At 46.1% G+C, this 12,605-nt stretch carries 9 protein-coding genes; 7 read left to right on the top strand and 2 right to left on the bottom strand.

Annotated elements, in window-relative coordinates:
- Positions 1 to 10 precede the first annotated feature (10 nt).
- The 4 genes from rpoC to AB5026_RS10100 all read left to right on the top strand — a co-directional run bounded on the left by rpoC (position 11) and on the right by AB5026_RS10100 (position 7,916).
- A complete protein-coding gene (rpoC, locus tag AB5026_RS10115; protein WP_174087893.1) occupies positions 11 to 3,709 on the top strand; it encodes a DNA-directed RNA polymerase subunit beta' in 3,699 nt (1,232 codons plus the stop codon).
- Positions 3,710 to 3,807: 98 nt separating this feature from the next.
- The gene (locus AB5026_RS10110) at positions 3,808 to 5,757 is read left to right on the top strand and encodes a serine/threonine protein kinase (protein ID WP_368213260.1); all 1,950 of its coding nucleotides are present in this window, start codon (positions 3,808 to 3,810) and stop codon (positions 5,755 to 5,757) included.
- Positions 5,758 to 5,788: 31 nt separating this feature from the next.
- On the top strand, positions 5,789 to 6,604 hold the full coding sequence (locus AB5026_RS10105; RefSeq protein ID WP_021976216.1) for a PP2C family serine/threonine-protein phosphatase: 816 nt from the start codon (positions 5,789 to 5,791) through the stop codon (positions 6,602 to 6,604).
- Positions 6,605 to 6,689: 85 nt separating this feature from the next.
- On the top strand, positions 6,690 to 7,916 hold the full coding sequence (locus tag AB5026_RS10100) for a hypothetical protein (RefSeq protein WP_368213258.1): 1,227 nt from the start codon (positions 6,690 to 6,692) through the stop codon (positions 7,914 to 7,916).
- A gap of 58 nt (positions 7,917 to 7,974) precedes the next feature.
- On the opposite strand, the gene AB5026_RS10095 is transcribed toward AB5026_RS10100, so the two are convergent.
- Both AB5026_RS10095 and AB5026_RS10090 read right to left on the bottom strand, forming a co-directional pair.
- On the bottom strand, positions 7,975 to 9,108 hold the full coding sequence (locus AB5026_RS10095) for a serine hydrolase (RefSeq protein ID WP_368213257.1): 1,134 nt from the start codon (positions 9,106 to 9,108) through the stop codon (positions 7,975 to 7,977).
- Between the two features lie 14 nt (positions 9,109 to 9,122).
- Positions 9,123 to 10,151: an N-acetylmuramoyl-L-alanine amidase gene (locus tag AB5026_RS10090; RefSeq protein ID WP_021976213.1), complete on the bottom strand. Its 1,029-nt coding sequence runs from the start codon at positions 10,149 to 10,151 to the stop codon at positions 9,123 to 9,125.
- 177 nt (positions 10,152 to 10,328) lie between these two features.
- Here AB5026_RS10090 and AB5026_RS10085 point away from each other — a divergent pair, with 177 nt between their 5' ends.
- The 3 genes from AB5026_RS10085 to AB5026_RS10075 are packed head-to-tail and all read left to right on the top strand — an operon-like array spanning position 10,329 to position 12,341.
- Positions 10,329 to 10,649 carry a PadR family transcriptional regulator gene (locus AB5026_RS10085; RefSeq protein ID WP_118061753.1) on the top strand — a complete coding sequence of 107 codons (321 nt, stop codon included), beginning with the start codon at positions 10,329 to 10,331 and terminating at the stop codon, positions 10,647 to 10,649.
- Complete coding sequence (locus AB5026_RS10080; protein WP_021977001.1) at positions 10,646 to 11,338, top strand: DUF1700 domain-containing protein; 693 nt, start codon at positions 10,646 to 10,648, stop codon at positions 11,336 to 11,338. The genes AB5026_RS10085 and AB5026_RS10080 overlap by 4 nt, the downstream gene beginning before the upstream one ends.
- Positions 11,331 to 12,341: a DUF4097 family beta strand repeat-containing protein gene (locus tag AB5026_RS10075; RefSeq protein WP_368213256.1), complete on the top strand. Its 1,011-nt coding sequence runs from the start codon at positions 11,331 to 11,333 to the stop codon at positions 12,339 to 12,341. The genes AB5026_RS10080 and AB5026_RS10075 overlap by 8 nt, the downstream gene beginning before the upstream one ends.
- The last annotated feature ends 264 nt before the right edge of the window (positions 12,342 to 12,605 follow it).

Raw genomic sequence — 12,605 nt, 5'->3', positions numbered from 1 at the left:
GAAAGAATACATGGCAGAAACAACCAACGCCAATGAAACATATCAGCCAATGACTTTCGATGCCATCAAGATCGGACTGGCGTCCCCTGAGAAGATCAGAGAGTGGTCACACGGTGAGGTTTTAAAACCTGAAACAATCAACTACAGAACCTTGAAGCCTGAGAAGGACGGTCTTTTCTGCGAAAGAATTTTCGGACCGAGCAAGGACTGGGAGTGTCACTGTGGAAAGTATAAAAAAATTCGCTATAAAGGCGTTGTCTGCGACAGGTGTGGTGTTGAAGTAACCAAATCTGCCGTTCGTAGAGAACGTATGGGACACATTGAGCTTGCAGCTCCTGTATCTCATATCTGGTATTTCAAAGGAATTCCGTCCCGTATGGGTCTGATCCTTGATATTTCTCCAAGAACACTGGAGAAAGTGCTTTACTTTGCAAACTATATCGTTCTGGATCCTGCTGATTCAGGCCTTATGTACAAACAGGTACTCACCGAGCGTGAGTACCAGGAAGCAAGAGAGTCTTACGGCGAAGGCTTCCGCGTAGGTATGGGTGCTGAGTCCATCATGGAGCTCTTGAAAGCTATTGATCTTGAGAAAGATTCCGCAGAGCTGAAAGCAGAGCTTGTTGATGCAACAGGCCAGAAACGTGCAAGAATCATTAAACGTCTTGAGGTTGTAGAGTCCTTCCGTGAGTCCGGCAACCGTCCTGAGTGGATGATCATGACTGTGATCCCGGTTATCCCACCGGATCTTCGTCCTATGGTACAGCTGGATGGAGGACGTTTTGCAACATCTGACCTGAATGATCTTTACAGAAGAATCATCAACAGAAATAACCGTCTGAAAAGACTTCTGGAGCTTGGCGCTCCGGATATCATTGTCCGCAACGAGAAGCGTATGCTGCAGGAGGCTGTAGATGCCCTGATCGATAACGGACGCCGTGGACGTCCTGTAACAGGACCTGGAAACAGAGCCCTGAAATCCCTTTCCGACATGCTGAAAGGTAAATCCGGACGTTTCCGTCAGAACCTTCTGGGTAAACGAGTTGACTATTCCGGACGTTCTGTAATCGTTGTAGGACCGGAGCTGAAGATCTATCAGTGTGGTCTTCCGAAAGAGATGGCCATCGAGCTGTTCAAACCTTTCGTTATGAAAGAGCTTGTTGCTAACGGAACATCTCACAATATCAAAAATGCCAAGAAGATGGTAGAGAAACTTGAGCCTGCAGTATGGGATGTCCTTGAGGACGTCATTAAAGAGCATCCGGTTATGCTTAACCGTGCACCTACACTGCATCGTCTGGGTATCCAGGCGTTCGAGCCGATTCTTGTAGAAGGTAAGGCGATCAAGCTTCATCCACTTGTTTGTACAGCGTTCAACGCAGACTTCGATGGTGACCAGATGGCCGTACATCTTCCGCTTTCCCAGGAAGCACAGGCAGAGTGCCGTTTCCTTCTGTTATCACCGAACAACCTTCTGAAACCGTCTGATGGTGGTCCTGTAGCTGTTCCTTCACAGGATATGGTCCTTGGTATCTACTATCTGACTCAGGAGAGACCTGGAAACAAGGGTGAGGGCAAGTTCTTCAAGAGTATCAACGAGGCAATCCTCGCATACGAGAACAAGGTCATCACACTTCAGACCAAGATCATTGTACGCTGCCATAAGACAATGCCGGACGGAACTGTTTTAAGCGGCAATGTTCACTCTACACTGGGACGTTTCCTGTTCAACGAGATCCTTCCGCAGGATCTTGGATTCGTAGACAGAAGCGTACCTGGAAACGAACTGCTTCTTGAGGTTGACTTCCTTGTAGGTAAGAAACAGCTGAAGCAGATCCTTGAAAAAGTTATCAATACACACGGAGCAACAAAGACAGCCGAGGTACTTGACTCTGTTAAGGCTATGGGTTATAAATACTCCACACGTGCAGCCATGACCGTATCCATTTCCGATATGACCGTGCCGCCGCAGAAGCCGGAGATGATCAAGCAGGCTCAGGATACTGTTGACCGTATTACAAAGAACTACAAACGTGGTCTTATCACAGAGGAAGAGCGTTATAAAGAGGTTGTTGATACCTGGAAGAAGACCGATGATGAGCTTACAAAAGCCCTTCTGACAGGTCTTGATAAGTACAACAATATCTTCATGATGGCTGACTCCGGAGCCCGTGGTTCCGATAAGCAGATCAAACAGCTTGCCGGAATGCGAGGACTGATGGCTGATACAACCGGTCATACTATCGAGCTTCCGATCAAGTCTAACTTCCGTGAAGGTCTTGACGTACTGGAGTACTTCATGTCTGCGCATGGTGCTCGTAAGGGACTTTCCGATACCGCTCTTCGTACAGCCGATTCCGGATACCTGACAAGACGTCTTGTTGATGTATCCCAGGATCTTATCGTTCGTGAGGCTGACTGCTGTGAGAACAGAGCAGAGATCTCCGGAATGGAAGTTCGTGGATTCATGGACGGAAAAGAAGAGATTGAGAGCCTTCAGGAGCGTATCACAGGAAGATTCTCCTGTGAGACAGTTAAGAATAAAGACGGAGAAATCCTTGTTAAGGCGAACCACATGATCACACCGAAGCGTGCTGCCCGTATTATGAAAGAGGGCGTAAGCAACACAACAGGCGGACCGATCGACAAACTGAAGATCCGTACCATCCTTTCCTGTAAGTGCAAGGTTGGTGTCTGCGCGAAATGTTATGGTGCGAACATGGCTACCGGTGAGCCGGTACAGGTTGGTGAGTCCGTTGGTATCATCGCAGCACAGTCTATCGGTGAGCCAGGTACACAGCTGACCATGCGTACGTTCCATACCGGTGGTGTTGCCGGTGGAGATATCACACAGGGTCTTCCTCGTGTCGAGGAGCTTTTTGAGGCAAGAAAGCCGAAGGGTCTTGCGATCATCACAGAGATCCCAGGTGTTGCCACGATCAACGACACTAAGAAGAAACGTGAGATCATCGTAAATGATCCGGAGACAGGTGATTCCAAGACTTACCTGATCCCATACGGTTCCCGTATCAAAGTCCTTGACGGACAGGTTCTTGAGGCCGGCGATGAGCTGACAGAAGGTAGTGTAAATCCGCATGATATCCTGAGAATTAAGGGTGTTCGTGCAGTTCAGGATTACATGATCCGCGAGGTTCAGCGTGTATATCGTCTGCAGGGTGTTGAGATCAACGATAAGCATATCGAGGTTATCGTTCATCAGATGCTGAAGAAGATCCGTATCGAGGATAACGGAGATACAGAGTTCCTGCCAGGAACACTTGTTGATGTCCTTGATGTTGAGGAAGTTAACGAGAAACTTGAGGCAGAGGGCAAACAGCCGGCAGAGGGCAAACAGGTTATGCTTGGTATTACCAAGGCATCCCTTGCTACAAACTCCTTCCTGTCAGCAGCATCCTTCCAGGAGACAACAAAAGTCCTGACAGAGGCTGCTATCAAAGGTAAGGTCGATCCGCTGATCGGTCTGAAAGAGAACGTTATCATTGGTAAGCTGATTCCTGCAGGTACAGGTATGAAGCGTTACAGTGAGATCAGTCTTGACACAGGAATGCCGGAAGTAAAAACAGCTTCCGAGGAGCCTGAGGATACAGAGGAAATTTCCGTAGAGGAAGAGAAGACTGAGACTGCTCCGGAGGAAGAGACCGCTGCTGTTGAAGAGACAGCAGAGGAAACTGCACCGGTAGAAGAATAAGTCAATATACCTTGCTAATATAAATAAATCTCCCCCCGGAAATCCGGAGGGAGATTTCTGTTTATAAGCAGGGATTTTCTGAGAGAGGAGGGATTGCGATGGACAAGGAACTGCCAATTTCCCCGTGGCCGGAATGGAAGATCATAAGTAAGATCGGGGAAGGTTCTTTTGGAAGAGTGTATAAAGCTCAGAGAACAGAGAAGGGACGTTCTTTTTACTCGGCAATTAAGATAATCACAATCCCCGCCAGTAAAGGGGAACTGGACAGTGTGCGCTCAGAATCCGGCGATGAAAGATCCGTCCGCGGTTATTTCGAAAATCTGGTGGAGGAGTGCATTCAGGAAGTAAGCACCATGGAGTATTTCCGGGGAAATTCCCATATTGTATCTGTAGAAGATTACAAGGTAATGGAATATCTGGACGAGATCGGATGGGATATTTTTATCCGCATGGAATATCTCACAAGCTTCATGGAATATTATGCGGGAAAAAATCTCACAGAAAAAGAAGTGATGAAGCTTGGCATAGACCTTTGTAAATCACTGGAATACTGCGGGCAGCTTCACATTATCCACAGGGATATCAAGCCTGAGAATATTTTTGTATCCAGGTTCGGGGATTTCAAGCTGGGAGACTTTGGAATCGCCAGAGAACTGGAAAAAACCATGAGTACCCTTTCCAAAAAGGGAACTTATTCCTATATGGCGCCGGAGATGTACAGGGGAGAACAGTACGACAGCAGAGTGGACATTTATGCACTTGGCCTGGTGTTATATAAACTGATGAATCATAACAGGCTTCCGTTTCTGAATCTTGAAAAACAGCTGATCACATACAGAGATAAGGAAAACGCGCTCACGAGGAGGATGTCAGGCGAAACACCGCCTGCACCTGTGGATGCGGGAGAGGCTTTCGGCTCCGTTATCTTAAAAGCCTGTGCTTATGATGCAAAAGAACGATATCAGACTCCTGATAAGTTTCGGGAAGCACTGGAAGAAATCCGGTATGGAACGGCAAACAGAGAACAGGGAGTTCATGAGAAACCGAAACCAGTGGAGGAAAGACCTGTTCCGGAGTCCATGCCGAAGTTTCTCCAGGAGGGTGCAGCCAGACAGCTGGCAAGAACAAGTCAACTGAATACGGAGGCAATCCGTCAGGCACGTAGAAATCCTGCGCCGGTATCTGTACAGCCGGAGAAACCGACAGCCGGAGAAATAGCAAAAAATGCAGCCCGGAATAGGCCAAAGGCTCAGAGTACAATACAGAATCCTCAAAAATCTGCATCCGGAAAAACAGTATCCGAAAGAGATAGTCTGTCCGGTTATCAGTCAGGATTTTCCCGTCAGCCAGAACCCGGTATAAGAAAAACCGGAGCTGTAAAGCCCAGAGTTACTTCTATCACAGATCTGGAAGACGACCGTGACCAGAATCTCCAGGAGTGGGAAGGATCCGTGTCAGAGAATGGTGGAAATACCGATGACGGAAAGAGGCGGAAAGGCATTTTCAGAATGCTCATAGCAGCCGGGATCATTGTTGTGCTGATCGGCGGGATCATTGCGGTACGAACGATACGGAAACCTTCGGACAACGGGGAACCTTCGTATACAGATTCCGATGATTCTGATGCTCTGAACAAAGGAAATTTCGGCACTGCAGACGATGCAGATAAAAGCTTCGCACAGGCAATGGAAACGATACGTGACCATGCGACAACCATAGAAAATGCTCTGGACAGTTATAGACGTGAAGGCACAGAGGGGGATCGTCTGCGCTTTTATAACGGATCAGGAGAGATCGCCAAAGTACTTGTATATCCCGGCAGTTCCGCAGATGGCGTTTATGAGGAATATTTTTACTGGGGCGAGCAGATGTTTTATACTTATGTATGGGACGGAGATGAAAAACAGTATTTTTATTATCAGGACGGCCTTCTGATCCGATGGATCGATGCAGATGGTAAGGTTCATGATAAAGAGAGCGATAACGACGAATATGTAGAACTGGGAGACAAATACTGGAGTAATTCGGTAATGGAGCTTCAGCAGTAATGTCGAAAGGGTTTTTACGAAAGGAAAAAGAATGGCCTATCAGATTGATTATGCATATACATGTCACACCGGAAAGGTGAGGACGAATAATGAGGATAATTTCTGGTGCTGCGGAGTGCGGCTGCCAGTGCACAACCAGGGAGTTGACGGAATCCTGGCAGGTCATACGCAGCATTGGCAGCTTCCCGTACTGGCAGTTTTTGATGGCATGGGAGGGGAAAGCTGTGGTGAGATGGCAGCCTCTGCAGCCGTGGAAGCACTGGGTGGTTTTTATGAAGAAAATAAAAAAAGCCTCAAAAAAGAGCCGGTGGTTTTTCTCACAGGAGCCTGTGCAAATATGAATGAAGCAGTATGCAGATACAGCAGGGAAAATCGTATCAGCAGCATGGGAACTACGATGGCACTTTTGTCTTTCAGTGAAAAAGCGATCTATGCCTGTAATCTTGGGGACAGTCGTATTTACCGCCATTTTCAGGGAAAACTGCAGCAGATATCTACGGATCATGTGATCAGTGGAAAAATGCTTGGAAAAGCTCCTTTGACACAGTACCTGGGTTTTCAGGAGGAAAACATGGCTCTGGAACCATCCATTGTGGAGATCGGCTATCAGACGGGAAGCAGTTATCTGATTTGTTCAGATGGCGTAACGGATATGCTGTCAGATGAAGAAATACAGGAAATCCTGAGCAAAACCGGTACCGCGGAAGAAAAAGTAGAAGAGCTTCTTGAAATGGCGCTGTCCAGAGGTGGAAGAGATAATGTAACGATGATCCTTGCCCAGATCAACGGCTATGAAGAAAAAAATCCTCTCAAACGATGGGCAGAACGGCACAGCACCGGGCGGTAGAAACTCTGCCGGTAATAAAGAGCGGCATTGCTTCCAACCGGCTCAGTCTGCCGGTGAGGAATATAAGGGATAAGGAGAATTTGCGATGAGAAATCGAATGCAGGATCTTGATTTTGAACAGACAGTTGCCTTCGATTCTGTGAAGGATTTTGAATTTACCAGAAAGGCGGCACAGAAGTTCCGCCAGATTGTCAGTCTGGATTCCTTTGAGGATGATGATGCAGATGTTATTTTTCATTATCTTTATAAAGAAATGGAACTGGTTTCTTTTGGCGATTATCTGAAAAGATATGTTTATGAGCGTGCAGAATTGGAAGAACCTTTTTCCCAGGTACCCCAGGAGGTTTACAGGGATATTGTGGTGGAATCTTTTAAAGAGACTTACACACCGAAATCCATGTCCCCGACTTCTGCCAAGCTGAGTTCTCTGGTGAACAACTGGCTGACCCAGGCTTCTGTGAAACGTGAGACTGTTTTTCTTCTTGGGTTCGGGCTCCGCATGAGTACGGAGGATGTATCGGATTTTCTAACCAGGGTGCTTCGGGAACAGGATTTTGATTTTCATAATCCGGAGGAAGTAATTTACTGGTATTGCTATCATAACCATCTTGGCTATTATAAGGCAGAAGAATATAAAAAAATCTATAAAGAACTGACACCCACGGAAAAAAAGACCGGTGAGGTTGTATACGGAACAGGTCTCTGTCTGGACAGTGAAGAGAAACTTCTGGAATATCTGGCATTTCTGAAAGGCAGATGCGACGATCCGAAATCGGAAAAGAGTCAGGCTTTTCAGGAATTTATGATCCTTCTGGAACGTGCCCGTAAGATCATTGCAGCCATGTACCAGCAGGATGAAGAGGAAAACGGTGGCAAAAAGATCTGGAAGCCTGAGAATATCAGCGCTTCAGATCTGGAGAAGGTCATCTGCAGCGGTATCCCTATCAACAAGATGGGAAATCTGAAAAAAATGTCCGCTTCTATTCTGGCAAAACATTTCAGCCAGAAGCGGTTCAGCCGCCAGAGGATCAATAACATTCTGAACCATAAGTTTCCGGTAGAACGATTTGATCTGATCACGCTGGAATTTTTTGTGATCTCTCAGGAGATGGCAGATGATGATCCATATACAAGATACCGCCATTTTCTGGATGAGATCCAGGAAATCCTGGCACGATGCGGCATGGGTGAGATCTACATAGTAAATCCATATGAGTGTTTCATCCTCATGTGTCTGCTGACAGACTGTCCGTTGGCAGTTTTTTCCGAGATCTGGGAGAAATCCTATGAAGAAGGGGAAGAGAAGAACTGAAAAGAAGAATAAAAAAGGATGATGCGTGTCTGGTGCATCATCCTTTTTTGTCTGTGCTTTATTCGTTGTAATATCCGTAGATCGCACGGCTGTCCTGAGCAATGGTATTCTGTGCCGCAGCGGTATCGTTAAGATCCTGTGACATGAAGCAGATCACAAGGTCGATTCCCTTTGCAGTATCGTAGATGATACCGGCATCATTCTCCACAGTGTCAAGCTCTCCAGTCTTGTTGGCGACTTTTACACCTTCTGGCAGCTGAGCGGGGATTTTGTTGGTTCTTGTCTGCATTTTCAGGAGGTGGTACATGTATTCCGCACCTGCAAGAGTATCTTCTGCCGCGCTGCCCTTGTCCATCTGATAGATGGTCTTCAGGAATTTTCCGCAATCTTTTACAGAGGTGTAATTATCTCCATTGGAATTATCTGCAAGAAGGAGACGTCCCATGGAAGTGTTGGTGTATCCATGATCCTGGCAGAATTTATTGACACGCGCCATTCCGGCTACGTCATCACCGCCTCCGAGACAGTTGACAAGCTTGTTTGCCGCGTCATTATCACTGACTGTGATCATGGAATTCAGGTTGTTATCCAGGGTTTCTTTTCCGTAAGTTGTGGAAAGACTGTCATAATCTTCATATACAGCACCCATGATATACAGCTTGATCAGACTGGCAGCCTGCATCTTCTGATCATTGATGGCACCTTCGGTATTTTTTGCAAGATTACATACATATACGGACCAGGTACCGTTATCAGTCGGAAGAAGTGACTGTACCTGACTCAGTACGTTGTCCATGCTGGAGTCGGAATTATCGGTAAAAGTGCTGCTTCCACTGGAAGGAGACAGAGTGCCCTCTTCCTGTGAAGCTGCTGCGCTTTCCTGGCTTGCGGAAGAATCTGTGGAAGAATCAGAATTCTGCTCCTGAGAGCTGGAATCCTGAGAATCCTGGGAAGCGGCAGCTGCTGCACTTTCAACGGTAGGATCATCCGCATAAAGAGCATCCAGCTGATCTGCCTTGCTGCTCAGCTCAGCAGCAGAATCAGAAACTTCCTGAACATTTTTCTGAAGGTCGGAAACCTTGGACTGAAGAGATTCAAGCTTGTTCAGTGAACGGACATTCAGTGCACCCAAACCCACCAGGGCAACGGCAAGCACTGCGATCACAACATATAAAAATACATTTTTTTTCATAAGAAATACTCCTTTTACTGCTGAAAATAAGCATCAATTCCATTGGCGATCCCTTCGGCCATTGTCTGCTGGAAGGAAGAATCTGCCATCTTCAGATCATCATTCTGATTGGTCATAAATCCCATTTCCACAATAGTAACCGGTATGGTACTCCAGTTGATTCCTGTCATGGTATCTGTATAGATAATACCGCGGTTCTGAAAACCGGTAGCTGCACAGTAGGAATCAATGATGCACTGGGAAAGACGGTTGGAACTGTCATAGAGACTGGAAACATAAGGATTCTGCTGTGATGGGCACATGGTCAGTGCACCGGAAACAGAAGAAGAATCATCGCCGTTTGCATGGACACGTACACAGATTTCTGCACCCTGGGATGCTACCAGCTCCGCACGTTCCTTGTTGCTGATCGCAGTATCATTGTCAGTTCTTGTCATTACAACCTGATAGCCATGTTGCTCCAGGATATCTTTCAGAAGAAGAGAGACATTCAGATTCAGCTGATATTCCGGAAGGCCGCTGAAAGAACCACTGGTTCCGGTAGAAGCTTTTGCTTTCATGGTGGAGGAACCAGGTCCGTTGGGCTCTGTGGCGCTCATATCCACGTTTTCACCCTGATGTCCGGGATCAATTCCTACGATGTGACCATTTGCAGCAGAAGCAGTGGTATCGCTGCCTCCGTCAGAGAATCCCTCACCACCGGCTTCACTGAAAACAGAAGGTTTGGAACTTTTCTGGCTGTTTTCGGATTCCGGTGCGCGTTCGTGTTCGCCGGTGTTGTTCTTTACTGCCTGTTCAGTCTGGGAGCGTTGCTGCAGATATTTGTCGGCTGCCTGTTTCTTTTCGATCTTGGCTGTATAAAGGTCAATATCTTCTTTCATGGCTTTCTGCTTCGTTTTGACCGGTTCGATGACGGAAGTCATTTTCTGGTCTGCGGCATCAATTTTCTGATAGGTTTTGTAACTTAAGCCAAAAAGCAGTCCAATACAGATAAGACCCGTCAGAAACAGGACGATCGCCATCAGATGGGGCTTTTTTTCCATAAGATCATGTCCTTTCTTGGGAAATAGTTTGTATTTGTAAAACATTATAAAGAAGGACTTCGGAAAAAGCAATTGCGAAATTCTCCTTGACAAAAGAGAAAAGTATGATACTATATATGTAAAATAATTATATATAAAAATTTTATATATAAAATAATTACATAAAGGGGTGAGCGTATGTATTACTATCCGGTGTCAGCTGTGCTGACGGAATGCCTGATCCTCTCTGTTGTGGAACAGCAGGATTCCTACGGATATGAGATTAGTCAGACTGTGAAGATGGTAGCATCGATTAAGGAATCAACTCTGTATCCTATTTTGAGGAAGCTGGAGACAGGCGGATATCTGACAACTTATTCCGAGGAGTTCCAGGGAAGGAAGCGCAAGTATTATTCCATCACAGAGGAAGGACGCAGTCATCTGGAATATCTGAGGAAAGAGTGGAGAGAATACCGCGATACCATAGATGATATTGTGGAAGGGAGACTTCGAAAATGACGAGGAAAGAGTATATGGAGCAGCTCAGGAAATATCTGAAGCGGCTTCCGAAAGAAGATTATGAGAATGCCATTGAATATTTTTCGGAATATTTCGATGAGGCAGGTCCGGAGAATGAGCAGCAGGTAATGGAGGAACTTGGCGAGCCGAAGGAAGCAGCCAGGGAACTGCTTCTGAATCTTCTGCAGGAGAGTGTGGGAGACGGGAAAGACAGTACCGGAGAAAAAGAGACGGAACTGCCGGCAGAAGGTTCCGGCAACCGACGGAGTGCAGCAGGACAAAATGCAGCTGCTTCAACCAGTGATTCTACAAAGAAGAAACGTTCTCCGGGTAAGATCATCCTCCTTGCAATTCTTGTCCTCTGTGCGTCACCGGTAAGTCTGGCACTTATGTTCAGTGTGCTGGCAGTATTGTTTGCCGTAGTAGTTGTGATCGCAGCCGTGATTTTTTCCCTGGGTGTGGCCAGCATCGCAACCATAGCCGGAGGAATCATGGTAGCCGGTTTTGGAGCCACACTGATCCTGAAATCTGTGGCAGCAGCCTGCATGATGGTTGGCGGCGGATTTCTTATGGCAGGAGCCGGAATCCTGGTCGGTGTGCTTACCATATATATCTGTAAATGGTGTGCAACAGGAATCGGACGTCTGGTAAACCGATTTGTAAGAAAGAAGGTGCAAAGAAATGAATAAGATCGCAAAAACAGCATTGATGACAGGCACAGCGCTCTGTGTGGCGGGAGTCGTTCTTTCTACAGCAGGATATTTTGCCGGGGGAAAAGATTTCACATATGCTTCAGATCATGTGTATGTATCCGGAGGAAATTCTTCTGCTCATAAAAACCTTGCAGTTATGAAAAAAGAACAGATCGATGATTTTACAAAACTGAATGTAGATTTTGAGGATCTTGACCTGGATATCCGGACTTCGGATGATGACCATTATTATATGGAATATAAACTTGAGAAAAACGGAAAGAAAGATCCCCTGACCTGGGAGGATAAAGACGGAGAACTTACACTTAAGGAGTCCGAAGGAGGAACGGGAGGTTATTTTATAACATATGATCTGGGAGTCTTTCGGACACATATAGAGCAGACCCAGAAAGAAGATACGGTAAATACAGTGATTCTCTATGTGCCGGAGAAAGCGCAGCTTCTGGAAGCTGAGATTCAGCTTTCGGACGGAGATTTTACTGCCGATCAGCTTTTATGTGAAAAAATGACAGCGCAACTTTCCGATGGAGATCTGATGCTGGACAAAGGCGTGTTTGAAAAATTTGAGGCAAAGCTTGGCGACGGAGATCTGGATGTAAAAGAGCTTCAGTGTACGGATAACATGCAGCTGAAATCCGAAAGCGGAGATGTGAGCATAAAAAGAGCAGATCTTACAGACGGCCAGATTTCTCTTGATGATGGTGAGCTTCAGATGGGCAACAGCAGTTTCAACGGAGATATGGAAATCACCAGCTCCAACGGAGATGTTTCCATCCAAATGAAAAAGAGCAGCGTGGATAAAACCAACATTTATCTGAAAACCACAGACGGGGATGTAGATACAGGAGATCTTTCCCGTGGAAAATCCAGCAATGAGGAAGACTTCTCTGTTTATGAGAACCAAGTAGGCACTTCCGCACCGACTTTAAGTGTGAAATGTAGCGACGGAGATATTATGTTAACCGAATCTGCAAAGTAGATAATGCGGATAGCAGATATCTGCCTGAACAGTCATCTGACCCTGAATCCGCCAGATAATAAAGAATGATCCAATAAAAGAAATCTTCTGAACAGCAGCAGACAAAAACACTGCCGTTTGGAAGATTCTTTTTGTTGTAAACAAAATATGAGGATGGTAAAATATACATCTGACGTAACGTTATACCGAGCAGGAGAAGGTAAAAAAATCAAATGATAAAAAAAGATAATACTTCAAAACAGATCAGGATCTACTGTCTGGTCG

It is taken from the genome of Blautia sp. RTP21359st1_E11_RTP21359_211015 (genome assembly GCF_040910705.1).
In the GTDB taxonomy this organism is placed as follows: Bacteria; Bacillota; Clostridia; order Lachnospirales; family Lachnospiraceae; genus Blautia_A; species Blautia_A fusiformis.
The sequence above is the reverse complement of the archived record's forward strand: the minus strand, read 5'-3'. Positions and strand labels throughout refer to the sequence as shown.

Coding starts and splice junctions, on each gene's coding strand:
- rpoC (WP_174087893.1), top strand. CDS start 11: ATGGCAGAAACAACCAACGCCAATGAAACATATCAGCCAATGACTTTC.
- AB5026_RS10110 (WP_368213260.1), top strand. CDS start 3,808: ATGGACAAGGAACTGCCAATTTCCCCGTGGCCGGAATGGAAGATCATA.
- AB5026_RS10105 (WP_021976216.1), top strand. CDS start 5,789: ATGGCCTATCAGATTGATTATGCATATACATGTCACACCGGAAAGGTG.
- AB5026_RS10100 (WP_368213258.1), top strand. CDS start 6,690: ATGAGAAATCGAATGCAGGATCTTGATTTTGAACAGACAGTTGCCTTC.
- AB5026_RS10095 (WP_368213257.1), bottom strand. CDS start 9,108: ATGAAAAAAAATGTATTTTTATATGTTGTGATCGCAGTGCTTGCCGTT.
- AB5026_RS10090 (WP_021976213.1), bottom strand. CDS start 10,151: ATGGAAAAAAAGCCCCATCTGATGGCGATCGTCCTGTTTCTGACGGGT.
- AB5026_RS10085 (WP_118061753.1), top strand. CDS start 10,329: ATGTATTACTATCCGGTGTCAGCTGTGCTGACGGAATGCCTGATCCTC.
- AB5026_RS10080 (WP_021977001.1), top strand. CDS start 10,646: ATGACGAGGAAAGAGTATATGGAGCAGCTCAGGAAATATCTGAAGCGG.
- AB5026_RS10075 (WP_368213256.1), top strand. CDS start 11,331: ATGAATAAGATCGCAAAAACAGCATTGATGACAGGCACAGCGCTCTGT.